Raw genomic sequence first — 26,833 nt, 5'->3', positions numbered from 1 at the left:
ATTTGTAAAATAAACCAATTCCCTATTCGCTAATGCCTCTTCGCTTTTGTTAAGAAAAAAAACTGTCCACAAATTCTAATTTATTAAACACCTGCAAGTCCTCCATACCTTCTCCTACACCAATATACTTTACCGGAATTTGAAACTGATCGCTAATACCGATTACTACACCGCCTTTTGCTGTTCCGTCGAGTTTTGTAACTGCCAAAGAAGTCACTTCGGTGGCGGCCGTAAATTGTTTGGCTTGTTCGAAGGCATTCTGTCCTGTAGAGCCGTCGAGTATTAAAAGCACATCGTGGGGCGCATCAGGAATTACCTTTTGCATTACACGCTTTATCTTGGTAAGCTCGTTCATTAGGTTCACTTTATTGTGTAATCTACCCGCAGTATCGATGATTACCACATCGGCATTCTGAGTAACGGCGCTTTGGAGGGTGTCGAAGGCTACACTTGCGGGATCGCTTCCCATTTCCTGGCGTACAATTGGAACACCGGTCCTATCTGCCCAAATTTGTAACTGATCGATTGCAGCGGCTCTAAAGGTGTCTCCGGCACCTAAAACCACTTTTTTTCCTGCCTTTTTAAACTGATATGCTAATTTTCCGATAGTGGTGGTCTTCCCTACTCCATTCACTCCTACTACCATGATAACATGAGGCGCATTGCTTTCAGGTAGCTCAAAGTCGGATGCATTTCCCGAATTAGTTTCACTAAGCAGCCCTGCAATCTCTTCGCGAAGAATTTGGTTGAGTTCTTCGGTGCCCAGATATTTATCTTTTGCAACACGTGCTTCGATACGTTCAATAATTTTTAGGGTGGTATTTACACCCACATCACTTGATACCAAGACCTCTTCCAGATTATCGAGAACGTTGTCGTCTACCTTACTTTTTCCTGCGACGGCTTTGCTTAGTTTGTCGAGGAAGGAGTTTTTGGATTTTTCCAACCCTTTATCCAGGGTTTCTTTTTTTTCTTTGGAGAATATTTTTTTAAAGAAGCTCATTGTTGTTTTGTTAGTTGCGTTAGGGGATAGCAGCGGCATCCTTTTTTTGTTGAAACCCTTCGACCCTGCCTGTCGGTAGACAGGTGCGCAAAGAGAGACAAAAAAAGATACAGCGGATAGCCCGTCCCCTCCGAATCTGCCTCTGGCCGAGAAGGAGGGGAAACGCCCGGCAAATATACAAAATAGAAAAAGCCACTCTTATAAAAAAGTGGCTTTGTTTGATTATCGTAAGAACCGATTATTTTTTGCTCAACCAGTCGTTTACCGCTTCGGGAGTCATGATAGATTCCACGAAGGTATAGGCGCCGGTTTTTGGCGATTTTACCATTTTAATGGCTTTTGTTAATCTCTTGGATCCTGTTTGTAACGATGCTACTGATTTCTTTGCCATGGCCTAGTCTTATTTAATTTCTTTATGAACCGTCATTTTCTTAAGAATTGGGTTGAATTTCTTCAATTCCATTCTGTCCGGTGTGTTCTTTTTATTTTTTGTGGTGATGTAACGAGATGTTCCCGGCTCACCGGTTCCCTTGTGCTCTGTACATTCTAAAATTACCTGTACTCTGTTTCCTCTTTTAGCCATTGTAATAGACTTTATTAATTATTTGCAATTATTGATTCAAAAAGCCTTTGGCTCTTGCTTCTTTGATAACCGCAGAAATACCTTTTTTATTAATTGTTTTTAAAACTGAAGTAGCTACACGAAGGGTAATCCACTTGTCCTCTTCAGGAATGTAAAAACGCTTCTTTGCAAGGTTTACATTAAACTTGCGCTTTGTTTTATTCATCGCGTGGGAAACATTGTTTCCTACCATTGCTTTCTTTCCTGTAAGCTCACAAACTCTAGACATTTCCTTAAAATATTTATGGTTATTTTAAACAGGCTGCAAATTTAAGTAATTTTATTGTGATGCACAACAAAAGAAAAATAAAAAATTTCAAGTTTGAGGTTTATAATTTGAAACTTTCAGAACGCAGCTTTGCTTAGTTTTTTAAAATTTCTTTGAGCAGCATTTCGAAGGCTTTGTTCGTTGCTTTTGAAATTACCCGCTCCCGCGCATTACCAAAGCTGAATTTTTCACTTATTACCCTTTTAGGTCCCGCTATGGCAATAAAAACAGTCCCCACCTCATCTTCGCTATCTCCCAAAGTAGGTCCTGCAATTCCTGTAGTTGCTACCCCATAATCGGTTTCAAACAATTTTTTTACATGTTGGGCCATTGCTTCGGCCACAGGAGCACTCACCACGCTGTGATCGTGAATTAATTGTTCGTCTACCCCAAGAACATCCACCTTTTTAATTGTTTGATATGGAATGATACTTCCTTTGAAAAACGCGGAAGCGCCGGGATTTCCAGTAATTTTTTTGGCAATGGCACCACCGGTACAACTCTCGGCAAGACTTAGCGATTGTTCCCTTTGCGCCAACAGCGCACCAATACGTTCTTCGATGCTTGTTTCATCCTCATATCCTACAGCAATGTCTTCCAGTAATTTCCAAAGCACATCCATCTGCTTATCCACAGCCCGGTGTAATTGTGCTTCATCTTTGCCTTTGGAGGATAACCGAAGTCGGACACGCCCTAAAGACGGCAAATACGCCAATCTAATTTCTTTTGGAAGGCTGTTTTCCCAATCTTCAATTCGGTCTGCGATGGCGCTTTCACCTAAACCATAGGTTAGCAAGGTTTTGTGATAGATAAATGGTCGGTCGTATCTCTTAACTACTCGAGGCAATACTTCATTTAGCATGAGGTATTTCATCTCATAGGGTACTCCCGGCATAGACACAAATACCACATTATCCTCCTCAATCCACATGCCCGGTGCAGTACCGTGGGTATTGTTGAGCACTGTTGCTTTGGAAGGAACTTTTGCCTGCAATAAATTTGATGGCAGGGGTTTTCTGTTGAAGTATTTTGAAAAAAGACGATTCACATTGTCGAGAACTTCAGCGCTTTCTACAAGCGTATCGTCGAAAAACTCACAAAGGGTTTCCTTGGTAATATCGTCTTTGGTAGGACCCAAACCTCCTGTAATCAATACTAAATTTACTCGTTGCTTGGCGTCTTTTAATGCCTGAAGAATGTGTTCTTTATCGTCCTGAATGGAAGTAATTTGGTAGACCTGAACCCCAATTTTATTCAACTCCTTGGCAATAAAAGCAGAATTGGTATCTACAATCTGACCAATAAGAATTTCGTCACCTATGGTGATTATTTCGGCAAGCATTATAAATTGAAATCTTCTTTGAGCTCTACAAGCACTTTCTTTACAGAGGAAACAACTTTCTCGAGGTTCTCGGAAACCGTCATTTTATTTTTTGAAGTTCTTGTCCAAGCTTCTATAGCGGTAATATCCTTCCCAACTTCGATGCCAAACATTTCGAGATTAGGCTTCATTTTATGAGCAAATTGATAGGCTAATTCCTTGTTATCATTGTCGATTGCATCCTCCATGGCCTGTAAATCTGGTGGAATTTCCTCTAAAAAGGTTTTTGCAACGATGGCCATAAAATCCTGGTCTCCACCTGCTACCTCACTTAAACTTTCTTTTGAATAATGTCTTGTCATCTATTTAACTTTTATGGAAAAGTTTTCCTTTCCTTCTATATAACCCGTCAAGGTATCGTTTGGATTCACTTTTGAAACACCTGAAGGAGTGCCTGTAAAGATAATATCCCCAATCTTTATGGTGAAATATTTTGAAATATATTCGATTAAAGCATCAATTTTCCATAGCATCAATCCGGTATTTCCTTTTTGAACCTCTTCTCCGTTTTTTTTTAGCGAAAAATTGATATCATTCACATCCTGAAACGTTTTTTTTGATACAAAGTTTCCTACCACTGCTGCCCCATCAAATGCCTTCGCTTTTTCCCAAGGTAAGCCTTTTTCCTTTAGACTTGCTTGCAGGTCTCGCGCCGTAAAATCGATTCCCAGCCCTATCTCATCATAGTATTTGTGTGCAAACTTTCTATCAATATGTTTTCCAATTTTAGTAATCTTTACTAGAATTTCAACTTCATGATGTACATCATCAGAGAAATCGGGGATAAAAAAGGGTTGCTTTTTGAGTAAAATGGCGGTATCCGGTTTTAAGAAAAGAATAGGATGCTCCGGACGTTCGTTGTCCAGTTCTGCAATATGTGCCCCATAATTTCTACCTACGCAGATAATTTTCATTACTCTAATTTATTGTTTAATTTCTGAAGTTTGATTCTTGTCAACACTTTTTTAGTGTACAACGGGAAATCGGCATTAAGCAACCACCCAAAATAACCCGGTTCTTTCTCCATGATATCGGACACCGTTGCTCCTCTGTGTTTTCCAAAGCTGAAAATTTCATCTCCTTCTTTATTATATCCAATATAGCCTGCAAAGTCGGCAAAGTCCTTATGCGAACTAAAGGTGGCTAATGCAGCAACATCGTTTTCTAAATCGGGGTATCGGTCCAACTGTGCCTTAAGCACCTCATAGGTCGCGTTGGTATCGGCTTCTGCACTATGTGCATCTTCGAGTGTTTTATCACAGTAAAATTTATATGCGGCTTCGAGAGTGCGCTTTTCTTTTTTGTGAAAAATGGTTTGCACATCGACCGAAAGAGCTTTTTTCAAATCGAAATCTATTTCGGCTCTCAATAATTCTTCGGCCAGCAATGGAATGTCGAATCTATTGGAATTAAACCCACCCAGGTCACTATCCTTCAATAAGGCGTATACTTTTGGGGCTATTTCACGAAAAGGAGGTTCGTTGGCAACCATTTCATCGGTAATCCCATGAATGGCACTTACAACAGGTGGAATAGGCATTTCGGGGTTTACACGCCAGGTATAACTTTCTTTATTTCCGTTAGGATAGACTTTAAGAACAGATATCTCTACAATTCGGTCGGTGGCTACGTTAACTCCGGTGGTTTCCAGATCGAAAAAGCAGATAGGTTTTTTTAGGTGTAACTCCATGTATTCATTTTATAAGGCAAAGGTACTAATTCATCTGTTTATAATCGTTATTTTTAGCGGTGAAGCCTGCTTGTTTTGACAAGGCTTTTATCCCTATACGAGTAATTTTAAAAAGCAGCTATTTTTTTAAAAGGGCAATGCATACCTTTGTTAGAAACCTATGAAAACTACAATTACATTACTTTTTTTCTCACTGCTTTTTTCTTTTTCAGGAATTTGTCAGGGTTTACAGGTACTCATTTCCGAAGAAAAACAAGGAAAACGTATTGTGCTAATGGCCGAAAACAAAACGAAAGACACCCTCAATGTTTTTTTTATGGTAAATGCTGAAGGTTATCGGAAAAGCGCTTCAAAACCTGTAATTAAAAACCTGCCTCCCTTGTCTAAAACTCCAATGCTCACACTGGTTGAATTAAATGGTGTAGCCTCTCAATACACCTACGATCTTATTATTAATAAGGAAGAGCGCAATCTTAATTTTACCTATGAAAAACAGGCAGTGGATATTGAAAAATTAATTGAAGGGAAACTGGTGCTGTTTGCAACAAGCAAATGTGAAAAATGCGATGCGTTAGCGTCACGATTAAAGGACGATCGAATACAACATCGGGTTTTGGATGTTACCGAAGATGCCATTTTGTACAATCAGTTTATGCGGCTCATTGAGCGCCAACTTACCGAGCAAACAAAAATTCGTTTTCCGGTAATCTGGAATAAAAATCATGTAATTTTCGGTTACGATGATTTGGAAACTATCTTGTTTGAGTTAGTAAACTAAATTTCCCTGTTACTGTCCCAGGCCTCCAGATAATCGGCGACGCGCTTTACAAATTGTCCGCCCAAAGCCCCGTTTACCACACGGTGATCGTAACTGTGTGACAGGAACATTTTATAGCGAATACCAATAAAATCTCCTTCGGGAGTTTCAATAACAGCAGGGACTTTTCGAATGGCTCCCAGTGCTAATATTGCTACTTGCGGCTGATTGATGATTGGGGTTCCCATAATACTTCCAAAAGTACCTACATTGGTTACAGTATAGGTTCCGCCCTGAATTTCGTCGGGTTTTAACTGGTTGTTCCGGGCGCGATTGGCAAGGTCGTTCACCGCCTTACTCATTCCCACCAAATTCAGTTGGTCTGCATTTCTTATTACCGGAACTATCAGATTGCCGTCTGCGAGTGCAGCCGCCATTCCTAAATTGATGTTTTTACGTTTTATAATTCGGTCGCCATCCACCGAAATATTGACCATTGGAAAGTCTTTCAACGCCTTAGCCACCGCCTCCATAAAAATAGGAGTAAACGTTAGCGCTTCCCCTTCTCGCTTGGCAAAGGCATCTTTTACCTTATTACGCCAGTTCCAAATTTTGGTCACATCGGCTTCGATAAAAGATTGTACGTGGGCAGAGGTCTGAACACTTTCCACCATGTGATGTGCAATGAGTTTCCCCATACGGGTCATCTCTATAATTTCGTCCCCTCCGTTTACTGAAACCGGGGTGGCCGATTTTGCTACAGGAGCAGTGGTTTTTACACTTTCTGCAGATTGCGGTGTGGTAGTGCCCTTGGCAGAACGATTTTCAAGATAGGCCATCATATCGTTCTTCGTCACTCTGCCGTCTTTCCCTGTTCCAGAAATAGCATCTAAATCGGATTGGGATATCCCTTCGGCAGCGGCGATATTTTTTACTAGTGGAGAATAGAATCTGTCACCGGTGCTTGCAACAGCAGTTTTCGTTACTTCTTTGGCAGTTTCAATTTGTTTTTCAACTTCAGCTACAGCGGGGCTAGAAGTTGTTTCAGTTTTTGCTTCGGCTTTGGGTGCTGAGGCAACAACCGCTCCATTGGCTTCTGTTTCAATGATGGCAATGGTTTGACCAACCTGCACTACATCGTCCGTATTGAATAATTTTTCAACCAAAACCCCATCCACTTCACTTGGAACCTCACTATCCACCTTATCGGTAGCGATTTCCAGTACTGCTTCATCTGCTTCAATGGTGTCTCCTACTTCTTTAAGCCAGTTAGTTACCGTTGCTTCGGCAACACTTTCGCCCATTTTTGGTAGTTTCAATTCAAATTTTGCCATAATATCCTTGTTGCAAGTAGTTTTGTTTCAACCGTGCAAAATTAGTTAAAATTCAACTATTTCTTGTTTCAATTTTCTTAAAAAACAAGCACACTGCCTTTTTCATCACTTTGATCGCTTCCTACTATAAAGTTAGCCTTGGGAGGATGAATGCGAAACTGATTGTTGTTGCCTTTAAATCGTTTCATTATTGAAAATATCTGAGAGTACTGCATGTATTCGGCATCAAAAATAAGCATGGCGTTTGCGAAATTTTCTTCCTGAAAGATAGCCTTGGAAGAGGATTTTAACGGAATATCCAGCGTTTCTGAAAGTGCTCTCAATAAGTTTAGATTTTCGGTAAACACATAGGCGCGATCCGGTTGCTTGCCTCTGTATTTTCTTCTTTTGGATTTTTTGAAGGCCTTGATGATAAAAACTCCCGTATTTACTGAAATATCGAATAAAGGATTGGTTTTAAAGTGTTTTTTATAGAAGATGCGCATGGCGCCGTAAAATCGGTCGTAATAAGTGCCGTCTTTATGGGTGCTTTCGCCTTTGTAATGTAGGATTTCGGCAGTTCCCAAATAATGATTCCGGTATCCGGCCTGAGTTATTTTATACGAAAAATCGATATCCTCTCCGTACATAAAATAATCTTCATCGAAGCCACCAACTTTGTTGTAGAGACTTCGGGGCAACATCATAAATGCTCCTGCCAGCACATCGGCACTTCCTGAAGCATCCATGGAAAGATGTTTGGCGTAGTAACTTCCACCCAAACCTATAAGTTTTAGCAAGGATGCTTTTGGTGTAGGAATGTTACGCTTACTTTCGGGTAGAAAATTCCCTGTTCCATCCATTAGATACACGCCCAGAGCTCCTAAATTTTCAGTTTCTTCGATATAGTGAAAGCATTTAATAAAGGTATCTTCGGCCACAGCGGTGTCCGGGTTTAAGATACAGACGAATTCACCCTGTGCGATCGCCACTGCCTGATTGTTTGCTTTACTGAAGCCTACATTTTCTTTGTTTTCAATAAGTGTTACGTGAGGAAACAGCTTTTTTACCATGCTACAGCTATCATCCGAAGAATTATTATCAATAATAATAATCTCAGCTTCGAAGGTTGTTATAGCGCGTTGAACACTTCGAATGCATTGCTCTAAAAAATAGCGAACGTTGTAATTGAGGATGATTACGGATAGCTTCAAATTCTATGAGCTTTTTAGTGAAGTTTCAAACGGAATCCTGTTTAAAATACTACGTCCGAGCGTAACCTCATCGGCGTATTCCAATTCGTCTCCCACGGCGATTCCCCGGGCAATGGTTGTGGTTAAAATATTATAGGGTTCAATTTGTTTAAAGATGAAAAAGTTGGTAGTGTCGCCTTCCATGGTTGAACTTAATGCAAAAATGAGTTCTTCCACTTCGCCCGACTTTACTTTTTCCACCAAGGTGGTAATATTTAACTCCCCAGGACCTATACCATCCATAGGAGAAATTTTTCCTCCCAACACATGATAATGACCTCTATACTGACTCGTATTTTCTATGGCCATCACGTCCCGAATATCTTCTACTACACACACCAGCTTCTCGTTGCGATTGCCGTTTGAACAAATTTCACACAGTTGGGTGTCACTAATATTATGACACTTTGCACAAAAATTTATTTCAGTACGCATTTGTTGCAAACTTTGGGATAAACGCCGGGTTTGATCTTCAGGTTGTTTTAACATGTGAAGCACCAGACGCAATGCCGTACGCTTCCCAATGCCGGGAAGTTGAGACATTTCGTTTACAGCATTTTCGAGTAATTTTGAAGAAAATTCCATAAGCAAATATAGCGAGCAATATAAAAAAAATGCTTCAGAAATCAGGTCATTTCCGAAGCATTCTCAACCTGTACAATTATTTGTTATTCTTTGATAAATTTTTTGGTTATGGTTCCTTTTTCAGAATTGATTCTCACAAAATAGGTTCCGCCCTGTAAACCGGAAACATTGATTTCATGTTGATTAACTACAGAAACATCGGCTTGATAGATTAGCAGTTTTCCTGTGATATCGAACACTCTGAAATCGGCTTCCACAGCATATGGAAAACGAAGTGTTATTTCATTTGCAGCCGGATTGGGAAATAATGACACATTTTCCTTACTTAAGAAAGCGTCGGTTGCCAAAATGCCATCCTCAAGTGGAGATACCCAAACACCTCGTCCATAGCTTGCTGCGTACAATAAATTTGTGTTGTTATTTATCTCGAGTTCGTTAATAATAACGTTCGGTAAATTATTGCTGTAAGGTTGCCAATCTGTGAATGTATTGTCAATATACATAATACCATAATCCATCCCTAAATACAATCCATCATTCCCATTATCATCCCAGGCAAGAGCCAGGGCTTCAAAATTTGGAAGGTTCTTCTTGTAATCCTGCCATGTATCACCACCATCGGAAGACACAAACACCATATTGGCACTAGTCGTTGCTACTGCCACTAAACTCGGGTTTGTTGGATGAATGGCAATCGAATTAATAGCACCTCCGGGACTGGCGGTTTGCACCCAATTGGTAGTACCTCCGTCTGTTGTTCTAAAGAAAGTACCGCCATTTGCTACATACATAATCTGATTGTTGGAAGGTGCAATTTTTAAATGCTCAATATTATTTCCAAAACTTTGTGATATTGCTGTCCAGCTAGCTCCTTTGTTAATTGATTTGTAAACAATATTATAGCCAAGATAAATTGTATTGGTAACTGAAGGATCCTGCTCAAAGGGTGTTACCCAGTTTCCTGAACCATTTCCGGGTTCGGGAAGATCGGTAATAGAAATTCCACCGTTATCGGTTCGGTACATTCTACCACTTTGAATTGTACCATACATGGTATTTACGTTATCCTTATCTACGAAACCTTCCATCCCATCGGCTCCCAGCCAGTCTCTCCATCCCTGGGCTAATGAATAAAAGGAAGATCCATTGTCTTGAGACCCCCCCGTAATAACTACATCGGGAGTTTGTGATACTCCAATCTTATAAAACTGACGAATTCCTATTCCATCTGTAAGATCTGTATAATAATTGGCTGTTAGGTTACCTGTATCGGTAGCTTTAAAAATTCCTCCGTCAGTACCTACAAAAAGTGTGGATCCTACAAACTCCATAATATCCACATCGGCATGACAATATCCAATATTTGCAGCAGCTGCATCTCCCGGAATCCAATCGGCCGTACATGTAAAGGAAACTCCGGCATTCATCGATCTCCAAGTAAGGATCCCCGCAATATGCACTTCGTTAACATTTGAAGGGTTCACGGTAATATCCATATCTCTTGGTGCCTGTCCGTTAGTATCCTGGGCTGTTGTGCTATATCCAAAATAGTTGTTTCCGGCATGATTTAGCTCTGTAAATGTGGCACCACTGTTTGTGGAAGAATAAAAACCATCAAATATCCCACTGGCGGCTTGTACAACGTACACCACCGAATTATCATCGGGAGAAACGCCTATCATTTTAGGGCCTCCTCTAAAACCGGCAATTGTTGAAAAGGTAGCACCTCCGTCGGTCGATTTGTGAAAACCATTTCCAGAAGCATACACCACAGAAAGATCACCCGGTTTAAATTCAACATCATATCCTCTGGTATCTGCCACAGGTTGAGTCCAGTTTACACCACCATCGGTAGATCTAAATATACCGGCATTCTGACTGGTAGCAAACATAATATTACTATTTACAGGGTTAATAAGAATCTTATTTACTAAAGAAACACCTAAATTTGCCAATTGATTCCAAGTAGCCCCCGAGTCTGTCGATTTATATATCAATCCACCTTGAGACCCAAAGAAATAGGTGCTCGAATTTTGGGGGTCTATGGCCACCGAATACACATACATATTCGAGAACTGATCACAAAGAGGTGTCCAATTGGCACCTCCATCGGTCGTTCTCCAAACTCCTCCGGTATTAGCACCTATAATTATATGATCATTATTTGTGGCATCCACCGCAATTCCGGTAACACGGCCAACTCCCGGATTCCAACTGGTTGTTGCATTCCAGCTGGTAGGACCTAATTCCGTCCAATTGTCATTAAGGACCTGTCGCGTTTGTGATGTCTCATTTAAGTAGGCATTATATTGCTGTAATATTTCCAATTTCTCAGTGACTGGAGTAAGATATCCGTCTTCATTTACCAATCGGAGGGCATTGTATTCCCATCGCTTAAACTGTTTGTAACCCGAGCCTCTTCCTTTGTCTTTATCGGCAAAATAGGCTTCGGCATTGTCAATAATCTCCTGCACTGTATACGTCTCTGCTTCAATCATTTCAAGATATTCTTGTGATTGTGAACTTGTTACATACAGCAGAAAAACAAAAAATAATAATGAATATTTCATAGCATAAATATTTGGTTAGTAATGAGTTACTGTTCTGCTCACCCCAAAAGTATTAAAAAATAAAATTGCCGCGTCATAAACTTTGTATTTTTACACGAAATCCAATTGTAAGTCTGAACATTTATGCAACCATTACATATCATATTATTAATTGCCGGTTATTTCGGAATTTTATTGTTTGTATCCTTTTTAACCAATAAAGGTGGCAGCAACGCCGATTTTTTTAAGGCAGGCAAACAATCTCCCTGGTATTTAGTTGCTTTCGGGATGATAGGTGCCTCTTTAAGCGGTGTCACATTTATTTCGGTTCCGGGGTGGGTGGAAGCTTCCAAGTTCAGTTATTTTCAGGTTGTACTGGGTTATACCGTGGGTTATGCGGTTATTGGGACCGTTTTACTTCCACTCTACTACCGCTTAAACCTCACCTCAATCTACACCTATTTGGAAGGCCGATTTGGAGTCTATTCCTATAAAACCGGAGCCTCCTTTTTTTTACTATCCCGAATAGTGGGCGCCAGTTTCAGATTGTATCTCGTGGCTATTGTATTGCAAGAACTGGTGTTCAACGCTATGAATATTCCTTTCTGGGTTACGGTTACAATTACCATTCTATTAATATGGCTTTATACCTTTAAAAGTGGTATTAAAACCATCGTTTGGACCGATACGCTACAAACCCTATTTATGCTCATTGCACTAGGTGTTGCTATTCATTATATCTCTGAAGATTTAGGCCTTAGCGGTGGTGCAATTTTCAACTTTATTGCAGATAGCGATCTTTCCCAAGTGTTCTTTTTCGATGACTGGAAAAGCGGCGATCATTTTGTGAAACAGTTTTTAAGTGGTGCATTTATCGCAATTGTAATGACGGGGCTTGATCAAGACATGATGCAAAAGAATCTAACATGTCGCAATTTGAAAGATGCGCAAAAAAATATGTTTTGGTTTACGATTGTCTTAACCATTGTAAATTTTGTTTTTCTGGCCCTTGGATTGTTACTTACTGTTTATGCACAACAGAACGGAATTGACGCGCAACGGGATACGCTATTTCCAACTATTGCAACGCAGTCGGGAATGGGGATTGGTATTGCTGTTTTCTTTATTCTAGGATTGATTGCTGCTGCCTATTCGAGTGCAGATAGTGCTTTAACCGCCCTTACTACTTCATTTAGTATAGATATTTTGGATATTGAAAAAAAATACGACGAACAAAAACAAGTGCGTATTAGAAAGCTAATTCATATCCTTATTTCTATTTTACTAATCCTCGTAATTATTACCTTCAAATATGTAATTGCCGATGCTTCGGTTATTGCCAAGGTATTTACTTTTGCCGGCTACACCTATGGACCCTTATTGGGATTGTACGCCTATGGGATGCTCACAAAATGGAAAGTTCTGGACAAGTACGTACCCTTGGTTGCCATTGCCACACCCTTTGTAGGAGGAGCGATAAGCTATTTTAGCAGTTTGTGGTTTGGGTTCGAATTTGGCTTCTTTATTCTAATATTAAATGGCGCCTTGACGTTTTTTGGGTTAATACTGATTCGTACCCAAAAGCACTAGCGTACACGCCACTTCATAGGAAATAGCATGCGCCTTCAGCAACGCGTACAAATCGGGATTCTCGGTGCCGGGATTAAAAATAACACGTTTAGGTTTCAGGGATAAGATATAGTCGTAGTAGGCTTCTTGCCTCTTTTTATTGAGATATAAGGTAATGGTATGGATGTTTTTAAAAGGTTTTTTTTCGGAAGTGATTTTAACTCCGTTTAGTTCGCCTTCCTGTAATCCAATTGCCTCCACCTCATGCCCGGCTCGCACCAAACGATGTATGGCAAGATTGGAATACCGCGCCGGATTTAAACTTGCTCCTAAAACAAGGGTCGTCTTCATTGTAACTTTTCTTGAAAAATACAATCTACCAGTAGGAAGATTTCACAAAACTTCGTTAAAAAAAGTGAAGCCTGTAACATTTTTATTTTATGCCCGTCTATTGTATAGAAATATTTCTGACTTTACTGTGAAAATTTTACGTTGATGGTTAGTGTTAATAATAGCAGTAAAGATGCAAGCCCGAGGTTCTAGACTTCGGGTTTGTTTTTTTTGTTAAAATTGAAAAATCCTGTAACAAGATTTTATCTTACGCGTCTTATGGTAAATGTCTAATTTTTTATTTGACGTAATCATCAATTAGGTTATACAAGGTAACAAGTTATACATAACATCAATCAATTTACGAACTCCCGTTGCTAACCGGGACTAACTCAATCAACAAACAATGAAACAGTTATTTTTACTAATCACGCTACTCGCAGGTATTTCATCCTTCGGGTTTACAGATCCAACCACCGAAAAACTGGGGAAAATTACAGGGACTGTCATTGACAAGAACTTACAACAACCCATACCCTATGTTACAATTGCAGTTAAAACACTAGAAGGAGCAATTATAACAGGTGGTGTCACCGACGATAGCGGAAATTTTTCAATCGATGAAATTCCGGAGGGCAAAAGCAAAGTCTCTATTCAGTTTATTGGATATATTACGTACGAAACCGATATCGAAATTACACGTGGTAATCGCACCATCGAAATGGGGCAAATTTTGCTACAGGAAGATATTGCTGCTCTGGACGAGGTTACCGTTGTTGCAGAGCGCTCTACCATAGAACAAAGACTGGACAGAAAAGTCATTAATGTAGGGAAGGATTTAACCACTGCAGGACCTACCGCATCGGACATTATGAACAATCTTCCTTCGGTAAGTGTCGACCAGCAAACAGGTGATATTTCTATGCGGGGCAATGAAAACGTACGTGTAATGGTCGATGGGAAACTATCTAATGTGCCTGTTGCGCAATTACTAAAGCAAATTCCTTCCACTTCAATTAAACAAATCGAATTAATTACAAACCCTTCGGCCAAATACAACCCGGAAGGTATGAGTGGAATTATCAATATCATTCTGCACAAAAATGTAAATGTAGGGTTCAACGGAAACGCAAGTGTTGGACTCACCTATGAAGAGAATGCCAAATTCAATGGTTCACTCGATATGAATTACCGCAACGGTAAATTCAACCTTTATGCCAACTACGGGAATAATATTTCAAAGGGGAGAAATCATGGTCATATATTTCGACCCGATGATAATAGTGAGCAGTTTTTTGAATTTCTGGACAGTGGAAAATCCAATCTTTTGAAAACCGGTCTCGATTTTTACTTAAACGACAAAAACACACTTTCGTTTTTTACGAACCAGAATTTTTTTGAAGGTAATACCACAGGTTCCACAGACATATTGTATTATGACAATCCGTCATTAGACCAATTACAAGGCTTTTTAAGTGAAAATGACAACCGATCGTCTCAATACAATTTCGATTACAAACTCGATTTTGCAAAAGAGGGTCATAATATAGAGCTGGAAGCCGATTACAATACGTTTACAAATGATGAATTTTCCGATTTCCGATTTACAGGGGCTTCACTTATACGCGATTATTCAGACTTTGTGGATACGGACCGCGATCGCATTACGGTAAATATCGATTATATTAACCCTCTAACGGAGACGTCAAAACTTGAACTGGGAGCAGAAGCCCTAATTTTTGACACAAATATATTGTACCAATCTAATGGAGAAACTTTTAATAACGATGGAATTCTTGTAGACACTCCGGACACAAAATTCGACTATAAAAGAGATATCTATTCTGCATATGCTACCTATGGAAAAAACTATGAAAAGTGGTCTTATCAAATTGGGGCCCGTGTTGAAAGTGTAGAGGAAAAGGCCGATACCAATGCTGTAAGTTCGTTTAAAAACGATTACATACAAGTATATCCTTCGGCGTACATAACGTATACTCCTACCGAAAAGAATCAATATCAGGTAAGTTACAGCCGTCGAGTGGACAGACCCGGGTTAGAGCAAGTAAATCCGATAAGAGAATGGAGCACACCCCTAATTTCTTCCTTCGGAAATACAAAATTGCAACCGCAGTTCACCAATTCGGTGGAAGCAAACTATACCCGAAATATGGAAGGCGGAAGCATAACCGCCGGCGTCTTTTACAGAGCCATTGAAGACGAGATAAACCGAGCTGTCTTTATAGACAGAACCGATTTGAATAAGGTGATTCTTACCTACGATAACTTCGACTCAACTTCTGCATATGGGGTTGAATTGTCCAGCAACTATCGCCCAACCAAATGGTGGAGCTTTAATGCCAGTTTCGATTTGTACAACCGCACCCAAACAGGTATTGCCGAGCGACTTACAACAACTGAAAATCCAACTGTTGAAGATATTGTTGTGAGCAAATATGAAGTAGATAATATTGCCTATAATTTTAGAATGTTCAACAATTTTAAAGTGACCAAAGATTTATCCCTTTCTGCATTTGGCTTCTACAGAGGAAAATCCAGAACCTTACAGTTTACTGTGGAGCCTATGTATTTTGTAAATCTGGGAGCTCGTTACAGTTTGTGGGAAGGAAGAGGTACTTTTAGTATCAACTACAACGATATTTTCGATACGATGAAATTTGCCTTTGATGGGGAACTGCCGTATGCTCAAACGGGTGAATTTAATTGGGAAAGCCACACGGTTTACGTTGGACTATCCTATCGTTTTGGCGGCGGAAAATACCGGGCTAAGTCGCGAAAAGATCGTGATGACAGAGAAAAAGACGGCAGCGGAGGAATTTTTTAAGCAGGTACTTTAAATGTTAAATAACGTTAAAATTTATATTAGAGTGCAACGTTTGCCCCTGTTTGTTAGTCTATACAATAATACCTAATGTAATATTTGTAATTTATTTGAATTAGCCGTTCTAAAAAATTAACCCTATTAGGTATCAACAAGCCTCCTTAATTTTAGGAGGCTTTTTATTTTTCCTCTACTTAAATATACTACCAGTTTATAATGACACTTCCCCAGGTAAAGCCACTTCCAAAAGCAGCCAACACCACAGTATCGCCGTCCTTAATTTTTCCTTTTTCCCATGCTTCAGTTAAAGCAATCGGGATAGAGGCTGCGGTGGTATTTCCGTATTTCTCAATGTTGTTAAACACCTTGTCATCGGGTAATTTAAATTTGCGCTGAATGAATTGCGAAATCCTCAAATTTGCCTGATGGGGTATTAACATATCAATATCTTCCACCGAAAGATTATTTGCCTTCAACCCTTCTTTTATTACTTCAGAAAACCGCACCACCGCATGTTTAAATACAAAGGTCCCATTCATATATGGGTAGTACGGAATGTCTTCTTGTGGATTCTTTTCGATAATCTCCGGTACCCAATAATTGGTGCTGGGTCCTTGTAAGGACAATTCATCCTTATGTTTTCCTTCACTGTGCAAATGTGTGGATAAAATACCACCTTTTCCGGTTTCGTTTCTGGAAAGAACCGCCGCTCCTGCTCCATCGCCAAAAATTACCGACACACCTCTTCCCCGGGTTGTAAAATCGAGGCCGCCGCTGTGATTTTCACTCCCAATTACCAAAACATGTTTGTACATCCCGGTCTTAATAAATTGGTCGGCCACAGAGACTGCGTATACGAAACCACTACATTGGTTACGAACATCCAGAGCCGGGATTGTTCGCATTCCCATCATCTCCTGAACCTGTACACCTCCTCCGGGAAAATACATATCCGGACTCAGTGTAGCAAAAACAATCATATCGATATCTTTCGGGGATAGTCCTGCTCTTTCCAAAGCAACTTTGGAAGCTTTTACAGCCATAATAGAAGTAGAATTGCCGTCCCCTTTTTTAATATGCCTGCGCTCTTTTATTCCGGTACGTTCCTGAATCCAGGCATCATTGGTATCCATTAATTTTGAAAGGGCATCGTTGGTCACAACATTTTCGGGAACATAGGCTCCCAAACCTGTAATTCTTGAAGTATACATTACAATTTATTTTTCTATCGGGAAAGATAGCCATTCATTTGGAATGACCGAAATATTTAAAATACTTCTGTGCTATCAAAACAGTAAGGGCACGTTTCCGCACCCTTACCTTAACAACCTAACCAATAAAATAATAGTGAAAACTCTACTCTTTCATAGCAATCCTATTATCCCACAAGTTGTTCATTAAAAGTACCCTTTTGTTTAACAATAAACTGTTAATTATAAACAAAACTTTGTTAAAATTTAAATCTAGTGACAAGGTGGCAGTTAGCAAGGGTATGGTATTCTATTTGACTATAATCACTTCAGAAATAAAAATAATTAAACATACTATACAATGAGTAAAGGAAGTATTAATGTAGCGGTAGAGAATATTTTTCCGCTTATTAAAAAGTTTTTATACAGCGATCACGAAATATTTTTACGTGAATTAATTTCAAATGCGACCGATGCGACCCTAAAACTGAAGCACCTTACCAATATTGGGGAAGCCAAGGTTGAATATGGCAATCCGCAGATCGAGGTTAAAATTGACAAGGATAAAAAACAGCTTCACATTATCGACCAGGGAATTGGGATGACGCAGGAAGAGGTTGAAAAATACATCAATGAAATCGCTTTTTCGGGGGCCGAAGAGTTTTTGGAAAAATACAAAGACAAAAACGCCGACGATGCCGGAATTATTGGGCATTTCGGACTTGGATTTTATTCTGCGTTTATGGTAGCCAAGCAGGTGGAAATTATCACCAAGAGCTACAAAGACGAACCGGCAGTTCATTGGACCTGTGATGGTTCTCCGGAATATACGTTGAAGAAGTCTAAAAAGATCAAAAGAGGTACCGAAATTATACTTCACATTGCAGACGATTCCACCGAGTTTCTGAAAGAATCCCGAATTAAGGAACTGTTGGTGAAGTATAACAAGTTTATGCCTATCCCTATTAAATTCGGAACCAAAACCGAAACCTTACCGAAGCCTGAAGGAGCCAAAGAAGAAGACAAAGCACCAACTAAGGAAGTAGACAATATCATCAACAATCCGAGTCCTGCCTGGACAAAACAGCCGGCCGATTTGGAAGAGAAGGATTACAAAAGCTTCTATCGCGAATTGTATCCCATGCAGTTTGAAGAACCTCTATTTAATATTCATCTTAACGTAGATTATCCGTTCAATTTAACCGGGATTTTATACTTCCCGAAAATGACGAACGATATGAGCATTCAGAAGGATAAGATTCAACTGTATCAAAATCAGGTGTTCGTAACCGACAATGTAGAAGGCATAGTTCCCGAATTTTTAACCATGTTACGCGGGGTAATCGACAGTCCGGATATTCCTTTGAACGTTTCCCGAAGTTATTTACAGGCAGATGGAGCCGTTAAAAAGATTTCAAGTTATATCACTCGAAAAGTTGCTGATAAACTGAAAAGTTTGTTCAATAATGACAGAGAAGATTTTGAGGCTAAATGGAATGACATTAAAATTGTGATTGAGTACGGGATGCTTACGGAAGATAAATTCTTCGAAAAGGCACAGGATTTTGCCTTGTATCCAACGGTAGATCAAAAGCACTTCACGCTGGAGGAGTTGAAGGAAAAGATAAAAGATACTCAAACCGATAAGGATGACAACCTGGTGGTATTGTACGCCTCGAATAAAGAAGCGCAACACGCTTACATTGAAGCTGCCAAAGAAAAAGGGTACGAAGTGTTATTATTGGACTCTCCAATTATTTCACATTTGCTTCAAAAATTGGAGTCTTCGAACGAAAAGATGTCGTTTGTGCGTGTAGACAGCGATCATGCAGACAACCTAATTAAAAAGGAAGATGAGGCGATTTCAAAACTTTCAGAAGAAGAAAAAGAAAGCCTTCAAACATTTTTAACCGAAATAATTCCTTCGGAAAAGTTTTCGGTACAGTTGGAAGCAATGGACAGTAAGGCCAATCCGTTTATCATCACCGAACCCGAATTCATGCGCCGTATGAAAGAAATGCAGCAAACCGGTGGCGGAATGTTTGGAATGGGTAAAATGCCCGAAATGTACAATTTGGTTGTCAATACCAATCATGAATTGGTTTCGGAAATTCTACACACCAAAACACAGAAGAAAAAAGAACGCTTGGTGAATCAGGCATTAGATCTTGCCAAATTGAGCAAAAACCTATTAAAAGGTGAAGAGATGACGGCCTTTATCAAACGGAGTTACGAGATGATAAAATAGATTCAGAATTAGGTGTTAAATTCACAAATCGCTGCTAAGAAATTAGCAGCGATTTTTTTTGTATTATATATTACAGCTAGTATTATTTATCTATTACCTTCCGTATATTTTTTTTAATCGTCTTGTATTTTTGCAGATTAACGTTAAAATATACCACTCATAAGGCTTTAATTATTTGTCTGAAAAATAGTTATTTGAAACCAAATATTTTTGAAAAAGGTATACTGAAATAAACTACCTTCACGTGATTTTTACAAACTATTTAATCTAATTTAAAGAATCTATGAAAAAAATTACTCTGTTACTTTTTGCAGTTTTTGCTCTCTGTTCTACATGGCAAACACATGCACAACATGAAACACTAGCAACGGCTTCGAGGTCTGGTGTTTTTTCTAATCCAACAATGGGGCAGTCCCGGGCATTAGATGCCACTATTTATGATACTACCCATGCGTCAAATCAGGGAGTAGAGATTACTACTGCTACTGGTGGCGTTAATCACTCTATGGGAGATGCCATTGTACTTGCGAGCACGGAAAGACAATTGACCAGCATAACGTTGGATCTTTTTAATTTAGCGTCTGCTGCTAACTACAATTTAACTGTTCGTATTTATACGGCTTGTCCATCTAATGGTCTTGCAGGTTCTGCCTGTGGAACAGGACCGGGTGTATTAGTTCCGGGTTCAACACAAACGGTAAATATAACTCCTGGCACACTTGGATTTTTGTATACAAGAACTATCAACTTTCCAACGCCGGTCAATCTTACCAGCGAAGTAGACAATACAATTACTGTAATGTTGACTGCAAGTAGAACGGATGTTTTTTGGGTATTAGGTGAGACGCCGGTTGTAGGTGCAATGCCTGCAGGTGAAGTTGGTAATGGATTTGTCACAAGATGTGGAAGTGCCACCAATAACAATGGATGTTCCAGAAATTTTGGTATCGCCAATAACTTTGCAATGACTTTGGTTGCTTCAGGGCCTCCACCTAACGATTTATGTGCCAATGCCATTTCAATTACAAGTGGTGTGTATCCGGGCTATACTTCTTTTGGAACTATAGATGGTCCTGCTGTTACCTGTGGAACAAGTTCAGGAACCAGTCCTGATGTATGGTATACCTTTACTGATATCTCAGGAACAGGTATGAATGTTGGGCTTACTACTTGTTCGCCCAATACGAACTATGACACTAAAATTTCGGTATTTACCGGAACTTGTGGTGCGCTTGTGTGTGTTGATGGAAATGACGATGATCCGGGGTGTGCGACGGGTGGTGGTTTACAGAGTACTGTGAATTTTGTATCCGATGGTTCTTCTACCTATTATGTACTTGTTCATGGATTTGGTGGACAAACAGGACTATTCGATCTTACTGCAACAGGCATCATTATTGGAGCTCCTCCTATGATTGTTTGTCCGGCTGATATTTCAACAGATACCGATCCGGGTGTTTGTAATGCAGTAGTTAACTTCACAAACGCTATCGCTATAGATCCCGAAGATGGTCCGATTCCAACTACACAAACCGGTGGTCTTCCTAGCGGAAGTATGTTCCCAACAGGAGTTTCTATTGTTGAGTTCTCTGCTACCGATAGTGATGGTAATACTTCTACTTGTTCGTTTACCATTACGGTAATCGATATGGAGGCTCCTGTAGCTGCTTGTCAGGATATCACTGTTGAATTAGATCCTGTAACCGGTTCTGTAACAATTACTCCTGCCGATATTGACAATGGTTCTACAGACAACTGTGGCATTGTTACCTATAGCTTAGATATAGATACTTTTACTTGTGGAAATGAGGGTCCAAATACTGTAAACCTTACAGTGACCGATGCTGAAGGAAATTCTTCTTCATGTTCTGCAACTGTAACTGTTGAAGATAATACTGCTCCGGTAGTTGTTTGTATCGGAGAGCCTGCTACTATAGTTGGTACTGCATCCGCTAATCCTGCCTTAGCAATCCCGGATAACGACCCTGCCGGTATATCTACTACTTTAAATGTAACCGATGATTTTACCATCTCAGATTTAAACGTAGATCTTAATATTTCTCATACATGGGTAGGTGACGTTATTGTAACAATTCAGTCTCCTGGGGGAACTTCTGTAACAATTCTTGATCAACCGGGTGTTCCTGCTTCTACTTTTGGATGTAGCGGAGATAATATCGTAGCTTCTTTAGATGATGAAGCCGGCAGTCCTGTTGAAGATGAGTGTGGTGCAGGTGTGCCAACTATCAGTGGGTCGTTTACTCCTAATAACCCGCTTTCTGCCTTTGACGGTGAAAGTACATTGGGTGTTTGGACGCTAACCGTTTCCGATAATGCCGGTGGTGATACCGGAACTATCAATTCGTGGGGTATTACTTACGAGTACCAAGCAGCTTCTTCGGCTTATGAAGCGGTTCTTGATGCAAATGGCACCGTTACCTTCCCTGCAAGCAACCTATTGATGAGTGTGGATGAAGTATGTGGTTACGTAGTAACTGTTGGTGGTCCTGCAACTACTGTTCCTGTAACAGAATGTGGGAACGCACCCGAATCGATTCCAGCCGGGGCCCCGGGAACAACTTCCGGTCCTATGAACCCGTCTATCGCTACAGTAAGTGAAGCTGGCATCGTTGGCACAGATTATACCTTAGATAGAATTGAAGTAAACCTAATTCATACCTGGGCTTCCGATATCCAAATGACCCTAGAAGCTCCTTCAGGAGCTACAATAAATGTAATGACTGGTCGTGGTGGTAGTAGCGGATTGGATGTTGCCGCAACCCTTGTGTTTACAGATGCGTCTTCAAACGATGTAACCCTTTGGACCAGTAATGCCAACGGACCTCTTGCCGATTATCAGGCTGAAGGTGGATTGTTTAATACCGTGTTTGCAGGAGAATCTGTTGCCGGTGACTGGACACTCCTTATCAATGATAATGCAGGTGGAGATACAGGAACAATGAACAGCTATTGCATTACGTTCAGTCCTATAATAGATACTAATGTAACTTTCGATTGCTCACAATTAGGTGAAAATCAAGTAGAAGTATTTGTAACCGATAACAGTGGAAACTCTACCAGTTGTATTGCAACTGTAAATGTAACCGATGTAACTTCACCAATTTTAGTATGTTGGGATGTCACTATCGAATTAGGTCCTGATGGAACTGCTGAGGTAGATCCTGCCGACCTGTTGGCTGTTACCGAAGGCGTATATGACATCATGGTAATAGGAAGTGATAACTCTTCGGGTACCGAAGGCTTTACCGACTTTACCGTTCCTGTTACAGAGGCAGCAAATATTACCTTTGATTGGGATTACACCTTGAACGATGCTCCCGGCTTTGATAGCTTCGGATACTTGTTAAATGGTGTGTATACCATGCTTACCGATCCGGGATTAGGTAACCAGAGTGGTTCTGCTGCAGTAGCAGTGGCTCCTGGAGATGTATTTGGATTCCGTTCACAGACCGATGATAATATCTTCGGAAACAATGAAACGGTAATTTCTAACTTCGTTCCAGGATTTACAGGACAGTTTGATCCTGCTAACTGGACACTTACCCTTACCAATTCAGACGGAGATGCCTTCTTTGTGGAAGTAATTCCACCGGGACCACTCTCTTATGATGCTTGTGGTATTACTGTCTTGGCCGTAGATGTAACCGAGGTTACTTGTGCCGATATAGGAACACCGGTTACAGCGACTGTATTTGCAAGTGATGCCAGTGGTAACATTGCTTCTTGTCAATCTATCATTACAGTAGTAGATCTGTTAGCACCGGAATTAGTATGTCCTGCAGACCAAACGGTAGATCCGGGAGCAGGTAACTTGTTCTATGAAGTACCGGATTACTTTGGAACGGGAGAAGCTTCGGCTACCGACAACTGTACCGATCCTGTGGTGATTTTATCACAAAGTCCTCCGGCAGGTACCTTGTTACCCGACGGAGTATATCCTGTGACTATCACGGCAGAGGATGAGTATGGAAATGAATCTACTTGTGTCTTTACCTTGACTGTAGAAACCATACTTGGAGTTGACGATAACAACTTAGATGTTGCTATTGTTATGTATCCTAACCCTGCACAGAGTCAGGTAACTATTGCAAATAACTCTACGATCGCTCTTGACAAAGCTGCGATTTACGATATCAATGGAAAATTAGTAATGACTATCGACTTGCAAACCATGCAGGGAGAGAAGGTTATTGATATTTCAAGATTGGCATCGGGAGTATATATGGTTCAAATATCAAGTGATCAGGCTAGTGTTGTAAAACGACTCATAAAAGAGTAAGCCTTTGCAGATAGTTAACCAACCAAAACCAAAAACCCCCTTCATTCGTGAAGGGGGTTTTATTTTAAAAGAGTATTTTTGATTACTTAAAAATAACCTATGTTACCATGGCATCAATATCTTTTGGGAGCTCTCTTAGTAGTTGCCGGATTTAATCATTTCAGAGTTCCGAAAGTATATGAGCGCATTATGCCTTCGTATATTCCGGCGCACAGCACTATGGTTTTACTAAGCGGCATCGCTGAAATGGTACTCGGGCTTATGCTACTGAATCAAAAAACACAAACTTTTGCGGCCTGGGGCATTATAACAATGCTGCTTGTATTTTTAACAGTGCATTTTTATATGCTTCAAAATGAAAAAGCCTCATTGAAACTGCCTAAATGGATCTTAGTTTTGAGGGTCCCTTTACAGTTTGTTCTTATATATTGGGTCTATCAATACGTTTAAAATGAATTTGTTTGCTTCGGAAAAGGATTCGGAATCCATTCGATTAAATCTGATTGATGCAGATGTCACCTACTATCCGAACTTTTTTTCAGAAGAAATTGCTTCAGAATTCTTTGAAATGCTACTTTCAGAAACCAAATGGCAACAGGACAGCATTCAACTTTTCGGAAAAATTCACAAACAACCCAGATTGACAGCACTCTATGGCGTTGAAGGAAAATCCTATTCCTATAGCGGAATTACTATGTTTCCGCAGCCATTTACAAAAACCTTACTTACACTTAAAAATAAGGTTGAAACTGTGACTTCAGAAAAATTTACAACAGTGTTACTCAATCTTTATCGCGATGGAAGTGACAGCAATGGTTGGCATAGTGATGATGAAGCTGAATTGGGGAAACATCCGGTGATAGTATCTCTCAGTTTTGGAGAGGAGAGATTTTTTCATTTCAGGCAGAAAAGCAACAAAAAGAACAGCTTTAAAATACTTCTGGAGCACGGAAGCCTATTGGTAATGAAAGGCAGTACCCAAGAAAACTGGCAACATCAACTCCCTAAATCCAAAAAAATTACCAAACCCCGTATCAATCTCACATTTAGATCGATAATCTAAGTTTGAATTTGAATACAATTATAGAATCATCGGTTTTCGGAAACTACTTAAAAATATCGTTTAATAAAACGGCCAGACGTATTCCTCCTTTTTGAAGCTGCGACCTAACCACATCCACATAATCATACATATACAAATATCCCAGATTGTCTCCGCTTATGGTGGTTTTATAGATTTGTTCACACAGTCCCCTACTTTCATACATCCAGTCTTTCACAGAGCCGTTTTGAATGTTTTGTAGTTCGTTCTTAGAAAGTTTTTTGCTATTTTTTGCCAACTCTGTATACGACATCTGGTAGCTTTCGATAATCTTTTCGTCCCAAACAGAATGTAAATTGGTGCCTTCATCGAACCACTGCACTTGAAATCTATTCCCTCCTCTGTCTTCAGCCATACCAACATGCAGAGGTTGATGTAAATCACCCAAAAAATGCACCAACAACTTAAGATGAAAAGCTTTCTTCTCTTTAGTGGCATTATCGTCTTTTAAAACTTCCATACATTTTTGAATTGCCATATAAAGATCTCCTTTATCGCTTTTCGGATGTATATCGTAATTGCTATCGAAAGGAAAATTTACATAGTGCCATGGTGCATATTCGCGATAGTTATCGTCACTCTTAATCTCGTCGGCAAAAGTAGAAACCAACGCAAGTGATTGTCCGTCCAATAATTTTTCTATTTCTCGCTTAGCCTTTTTACTAAGGTATTTCTGAGCAATTGCTCCCGTAGCGCGATGTCCTGTTTTACCCCAATCTGCTGGTAAACCATAGGAAAGTGAGCTAACTAATAAAAAAAAGAAAGAAAAAATAAGAGTTTTCATGCGTATTGCAAATTTTAACAAAGATAACCCGTTATACAATTTAATAGTACTTTTAGTGTTCAAAAAACAAATCTCACAGATGAAAAAGATTCTCATAGTCGTTTTTCTGCTTTGCTTCGGAATAGGTTACGCACAGGTAGAGAAATTAAAAGGCGAAGACATAAGCATTCCGCCTTTGGTAGAAGGTGTATTACTAGTGTCTAATGTTTCCGAAAAAACACCCTTGGTAATAATCATTGGAGGATCCGGGCCAGTGGATAGAGACGGAAATCAGATGATGGCAAAAAATAACTCCCTGCGTTTTTTGGCCGAAGGATTGTATGATAAAGGGATTTCAACTTTCAGATATGACAAACGCCTTGTAAAAATCATGAAAATGGGTAAAATGGAGGAAAGCAAAATTCGTTTTGACCATTTTATAGACGATGCAATTTCAATCCTTGACTATTTTAAGAAGGATAGTCGTTTTTCAAAAATTTATATTGCAGGGCACAGCCAGGGTTCTCTGGTAGGCATGATTGCCGCTCAGAACAGGGCCGATGGGTTTATTTCAATTGCCGGTGCCGGACAGGAGATTGACGACGTGATTGTAGATCAATTGGAAAAACAAGCTCCGGGTTTAAAAGATAACGCCCGCCAGGCTTTCGACGATTTACGGGTTAACGGAACAGCCAAGAATTACAGTCCGGGTTTGGCATCCATCTTCAGACCTGCCATTCAGCCTTTTATTTTCAATTGGATGCAATACAATCCGGCCGTTGAAATTGCCAAACTTGAAATTCCGGTGCTAATTATTAATGGTGACCAGGATCTTCAGGTACAGGTTTCGGAAGCCGAATTACTTCAAACCGCAAAGCCCGACGCAGCATATGTGATTATTAAAAACATGAATCATATTTTTAAAGAAATACATGGAGACGATCTGGACAACGAAAAATCCTATAACGAATACAACCGCCCTATAGTTCCCGAACTAATTGAAACAATAAGTTCATTTATAATAAAATAGATTTCCACAATAAATTGTATTTTGCAGGCAAAACCATC

Annotated in this window: 23 protein-coding genes; 8 read left to right on the top strand and 15 right to left on the bottom strand. The window is 39.9% G+C overall.

Features of this window, described 5'->3' with window-relative positions; translation table 11 throughout:
• Positions 1-49: 49 nt before the first annotated feature.
• The 8 genes from ftsY to ATE92_RS09180 all read right to left on the bottom strand — a co-directional run bounded on the left by ftsY (position 50) and on the right by ATE92_RS09180 (position 4,964).
• A complete protein-coding gene (ftsY, locus tag ATE92_RS09215) occupies positions 50-1,003 on the bottom strand; it encodes a signal recognition particle-docking protein FtsY (protein ID WP_100804404.1) in 954 nt (317 codons plus the stop codon).
• Between the two features lie 238 nt (positions 1,004-1,241).
• A complete protein-coding gene (locus tag ATE92_RS09210; RefSeq protein WP_100803425.1) occupies positions 1,242-1,394 on the bottom strand; it encodes a DUF4295 domain-containing protein in 153 nt (50 codons plus the stop codon).
• 9 nt (positions 1,395-1,403) lie between these two features.
• Entirely contained in the window at positions 1,404-1,586 is a 183-nt protein-coding gene (rpmG, locus tag ATE92_RS09205; RefSeq protein WP_100803424.1) for a 50S ribosomal protein L33, read from the bottom strand.
• A gap of 28 nt (positions 1,587-1,614) precedes the next feature.
• Positions 1,615-1,854 carry a 50S ribosomal protein L28 gene (gene rpmB, locus ATE92_RS09200; protein WP_100803423.1) on the bottom strand — a complete coding sequence of 80 codons (240 nt, stop codon included), beginning with the start codon at positions 1,852-1,854 and terminating at the stop codon, positions 1,615-1,617.
• Positions 1,855-1,987: 133 nt separating this feature from the next.
• The gene (locus tag ATE92_RS09195) at positions 1,988-3,235 is read right to left on the bottom strand and encodes a competence/damage-inducible protein A (protein ID WP_100803422.1); all 1,248 of its coding nucleotides are present in this window, start codon (positions 3,233-3,235) and stop codon (positions 1,988-1,990) included.
• Positions 3,235-3,576 (bottom strand): Hpt domain-containing protein, encoded by a 342-nt coding sequence (locus ATE92_RS09190; RefSeq protein ID WP_100803421.1) that lies wholly within the window; start codon positions 3,574-3,576, stop codon positions 3,235-3,237. The genes ATE92_RS09195 and ATE92_RS09190 overlap by 1 nt, the downstream gene beginning before the upstream one ends.
• Entirely contained in the window at positions 3,577-4,188 is a 612-nt protein-coding gene (locus ATE92_RS09185; protein ID WP_100803420.1) for a fumarylacetoacetate hydrolase family protein, read from the bottom strand. It lies immediately after the preceding gene.
• Complete coding sequence (locus ATE92_RS09180; RefSeq protein WP_100803419.1) at positions 4,188-4,964, bottom strand: 3'-5' exonuclease; 777 nt, start codon at positions 4,962-4,964, stop codon at positions 4,188-4,190. Before ATE92_RS09180 ends, ATE92_RS09185 begins: the two co-directional genes overlap by 1 nt.
• A 160-nt stretch (positions 4,965-5,124) precedes the next feature.
• Between ATE92_RS09180 and ATE92_RS09175 the strand changes: the two genes are divergently transcribed.
• The gene (locus ATE92_RS09175) at positions 5,125-5,742 is read left to right on the top strand and encodes a hypothetical protein (RefSeq protein WP_100803418.1); all 618 of its coding nucleotides are present in this window, start codon (positions 5,125-5,127) and stop codon (positions 5,740-5,742) included.
• On the opposite strand, the gene ATE92_RS09170 is transcribed toward ATE92_RS09175, so the two are convergent.
• From ATE92_RS09170 to ATE92_RS09155, 4 genes are all read right to left on the bottom strand, one after another.
• The gene (locus ATE92_RS09170; protein ID WP_100803417.1) at positions 5,739-7,055 is read right to left on the bottom strand and encodes a dihydrolipoamide acetyltransferase family protein; all 1,317 of its coding nucleotides are present in this window, start codon (positions 7,053-7,055) and stop codon (positions 5,739-5,741) included. The two genes, ATE92_RS09175 and ATE92_RS09170, sit on opposite strands and share 4 nt — an antisense overlap.
• 77 nt (positions 7,056-7,132) lie before the next feature.
• On the bottom strand, positions 7,133-8,248 hold the full coding sequence (locus ATE92_RS09165) for a glycosyltransferase family 2 protein (RefSeq protein WP_100803416.1): 1,116 nt from the start codon (positions 8,246-8,248) through the stop codon (positions 7,133-7,135).
• 3 nt (positions 8,249-8,251) lie between these two features.
• Positions 8,252-8,872, bottom strand: coding sequence for a recombination mediator RecR (gene recR / locus ATE92_RS09160; RefSeq protein WP_100803415.1), 621 nt, complete (start codon positions 8,870-8,872; stop codon positions 8,252-8,254).
• A gap of 83 nt (positions 8,873-8,955) precedes the next feature.
• Positions 8,956-11,442, bottom strand: a complete 2,487-nt coding sequence (locus ATE92_RS09155) for a T9SS type A sorting domain-containing protein (RefSeq protein ID WP_100803414.1) — start codon at positions 11,440-11,442, stop codon at positions 8,956-8,958.
• A gap of 123 nt (positions 11,443-11,565) precedes the next feature.
• On the opposite strand from ATE92_RS09155, the gene ATE92_RS09150 reads away from it, so the two are divergent.
• Positions 11,566-13,011 carry a sodium:solute symporter gene (locus tag ATE92_RS09150; RefSeq protein ID WP_100803413.1) on the top strand — a complete coding sequence of 482 codons (1,446 nt, stop codon included), beginning with the start codon at positions 11,566-11,568 and terminating at the stop codon, positions 13,009-13,011.
• On the opposite strand, the gene ATE92_RS09145 is transcribed toward ATE92_RS09150, so the two are convergent.
• Complete coding sequence (locus tag ATE92_RS09145) at positions 12,982-13,341, bottom strand: CoA-binding protein (RefSeq protein ID WP_100803412.1); 360 nt, start codon at positions 13,339-13,341, stop codon at positions 12,982-12,984. The two genes, ATE92_RS09150 and ATE92_RS09145, sit on opposite strands and share 30 nt — an antisense overlap.
• 385 nt (positions 13,342-13,726) lie before the next feature.
• Between ATE92_RS09145 and ATE92_RS09140 the strand changes: the two genes are divergently transcribed.
• On the top strand, positions 13,727-16,165 hold the full coding sequence (locus ATE92_RS09140) for a TonB-dependent receptor domain-containing protein (protein ID WP_100803411.1): 2,439 nt from the start codon (positions 13,727-13,729) through the stop codon (positions 16,163-16,165).
• 200 nt (positions 16,166-16,365) lie between these two features.
• On the opposite strand, the gene ATE92_RS09135 is transcribed toward ATE92_RS09140, so the two are convergent.
• Entirely contained in the window at positions 16,366-17,373 is a 1,008-nt protein-coding gene (locus ATE92_RS09135) for a 3-oxoacyl-ACP synthase III family protein (RefSeq protein WP_100803410.1), read from the bottom strand.
• Positions 17,374-17,713: 340 nt separating this feature from the next.
• Between ATE92_RS09135 and htpG the strand changes: the two genes are divergently transcribed.
• From htpG to ATE92_RS09115, 4 genes are all read left to right on the top strand, one after another.
• Positions 17,714-19,600 (top strand): molecular chaperone HtpG, encoded by a 1,887-nt coding sequence (htpG, locus tag ATE92_RS09130; protein ID WP_100803409.1) that lies wholly within the window; start codon positions 17,714-17,716, stop codon positions 19,598-19,600.
• A gap of 283 nt (positions 19,601-19,883) precedes the next feature.
• Entirely contained in the window at positions 19,884-23,900 is a 4,017-nt protein-coding gene (locus tag ATE92_RS09125) for a proprotein convertase P-domain-containing protein (RefSeq protein WP_100803408.1), read from the top strand.
• A 99-nt stretch (positions 23,901-23,999) separates the two neighbouring features.
• Positions 24,000-24,350 (top strand): MauE/DoxX family redox-associated membrane protein, encoded by a 351-nt coding sequence (locus ATE92_RS09120; RefSeq protein WP_100803407.1) that lies wholly within the window; start codon positions 24,000-24,002, stop codon positions 24,348-24,350.
• 1 nt (position 24,351) lies between these two features.
• A complete protein-coding gene (locus ATE92_RS09115; RefSeq protein WP_100803406.1) occupies positions 24,352-24,963 on the top strand; it encodes an alpha-ketoglutarate-dependent dioxygenase AlkB in 612 nt (203 codons plus the stop codon).
• 43 nt (positions 24,964-25,006) lie between these two features.
• Here ATE92_RS09115 and ATE92_RS09110 read toward each other — a convergent pair whose 3' ends face one another.
• The gene (locus ATE92_RS09110; RefSeq protein WP_100803405.1) at positions 25,007-25,786 is read right to left on the bottom strand and encodes a S1/P1 nuclease; all 780 of its coding nucleotides are present in this window, start codon (positions 25,784-25,786) and stop codon (positions 25,007-25,009) included.
• Positions 25,787-25,865: 79 nt separating this feature from the next.
• On the opposite strand from ATE92_RS09110, the gene ATE92_RS09105 reads away from it, so the two are divergent.
• Positions 25,866-26,795 carry an alpha/beta hydrolase gene (locus ATE92_RS09105; protein WP_100804403.1) on the top strand — a complete coding sequence of 310 codons (930 nt, stop codon included), beginning with the start codon at positions 25,866-25,868 and terminating at the stop codon, positions 26,793-26,795.
• Positions 26,796-26,833: the final 38 nt, after the last annotated feature.

Origin of the sequence: Ulvibacter sp. MAR_2010_11 (genome assembly GCF_002813135.1) — a bacterium.
Taxonomy (GTDB): Bacteria; Bacteroidota; Bacteroidia; order Flavobacteriales; family Flavobacteriaceae; genus Altibacter.
This window is presented reverse-complemented; position numbering and strand designations above follow the sequence as displayed.

Excerpts from the sequence above, each read along its gene's own strand:
- ftsY (WP_100804404.1), bottom strand. The coding sequence starts at position 1,003 with ATGAGCTTCTTTAAAAAAATATTCTCCAAAGAAAAAAAAGAAACCCTG.
- ATE92_RS09210 (WP_100803425.1), bottom strand. The coding sequence starts at position 1,394 with ATGGCAAAGAAATCAGTAGCATCGTTACAAACAGGATCCAAGAGATTA.
- rpmG (WP_100803424.1), bottom strand. The coding sequence starts at position 1,586 with ATGGCTAAAAGAGGAAACAGAGTACAGGTAATTTTAGAATGTACAGAG.
- rpmB (WP_100803423.1), bottom strand. The coding sequence starts at position 1,854 with ATGTCTAGAGTTTGTGAGCTTACAGGAAAGAAAGCAATGGTAGGAAAC.
- ATE92_RS09195 (WP_100803422.1), bottom strand. The coding sequence starts at position 3,235 with ATGCTTGCCGAAATAATCACCATAGGTGACGAAATTCTTATTGGTCAG.
- ATE92_RS09190 (WP_100803421.1), bottom strand. The coding sequence starts at position 3,576 with ATGACAAGACATTATTCAAAAGAAAGTTTAAGTGAGGTAGCAGGTGGA.
- ATE92_RS09185 (WP_100803420.1), bottom strand. The coding sequence starts at position 4,188 with ATGAAAATTATCTGCGTAGGTAGAAATTATGGGGCACATATTGCAGAA.
- ATE92_RS09180 (WP_100803419.1), bottom strand. The coding sequence starts at position 4,964 with ATGGAGTTACACCTAAAAAAACCTATCTGCTTTTTCGATCTGGAAACC.
- ATE92_RS09175 (WP_100803418.1), top strand. The coding sequence starts at position 5,125 with ATGAAAACTACAATTACATTACTTTTTTTCTCACTGCTTTTTTCTTTT.
- ATE92_RS09170 (WP_100803417.1), bottom strand. The coding sequence starts at position 7,055 with ATGGCAAAATTTGAATTGAAACTACCAAAAATGGGCGAAAGTGTTGCC.
- recR (WP_100803415.1), bottom strand. The coding sequence starts at position 8,872 with ATGGAATTTTCTTCAAAATTACTCGAAAATGCTGTAAACGAAATGTCT.
- ATE92_RS09155 (WP_100803414.1), bottom strand. The coding sequence starts at position 11,442 with ATGAAATATTCATTATTATTTTTTGTTTTTCTGCTGTATGTAACAAGT.
- ATE92_RS09150 (WP_100803413.1), top strand. The coding sequence starts at position 11,566 with ATGCAACCATTACATATCATATTATTAATTGCCGGTTATTTCGGAATT.
- ATE92_RS09145 (WP_100803412.1), bottom strand. The coding sequence starts at position 13,341 with ATGAAGACGACCCTTGTTTTAGGAGCAAGTTTAAATCCGGCGCGGTAT.
- ATE92_RS09140 (WP_100803411.1), top strand. The coding sequence starts at position 13,727 with ATGAAACAGTTATTTTTACTAATCACGCTACTCGCAGGTATTTCATCC.
- ATE92_RS09135 (WP_100803410.1), bottom strand. The coding sequence starts at position 17,373 with ATGTATACTTCAAGAATTACAGGTTTGGGAGCCTATGTTCCCGAAAAT.
- htpG (WP_100803409.1), top strand. The coding sequence starts at position 17,714 with ATGAGTAAAGGAAGTATTAATGTAGCGGTAGAGAATATTTTTCCGCTT.
- ATE92_RS09125 (WP_100803408.1), top strand. The coding sequence starts at position 19,884 with ATGAAAAAAATTACTCTGTTACTTTTTGCAGTTTTTGCTCTCTGTTCT.
- ATE92_RS09120 (WP_100803407.1), top strand. The coding sequence starts at position 24,000 with ATGTTACCATGGCATCAATATCTTTTGGGAGCTCTCTTAGTAGTTGCC.
- ATE92_RS09115 (WP_100803406.1), top strand. The coding sequence starts at position 24,352 with ATGAATTTGTTTGCTTCGGAAAAGGATTCGGAATCCATTCGATTAAAT.
- ATE92_RS09110 (WP_100803405.1), bottom strand. The coding sequence starts at position 25,786 with ATGAAAACTCTTATTTTTTCTTTCTTTTTTTTATTAGTTAGCTCACTT.
- ATE92_RS09105 (WP_100804403.1), top strand. The coding sequence starts at position 25,866 with ATGAAAAAGATTCTCATAGTCGTTTTTCTGCTTTGCTTCGGAATAGGT.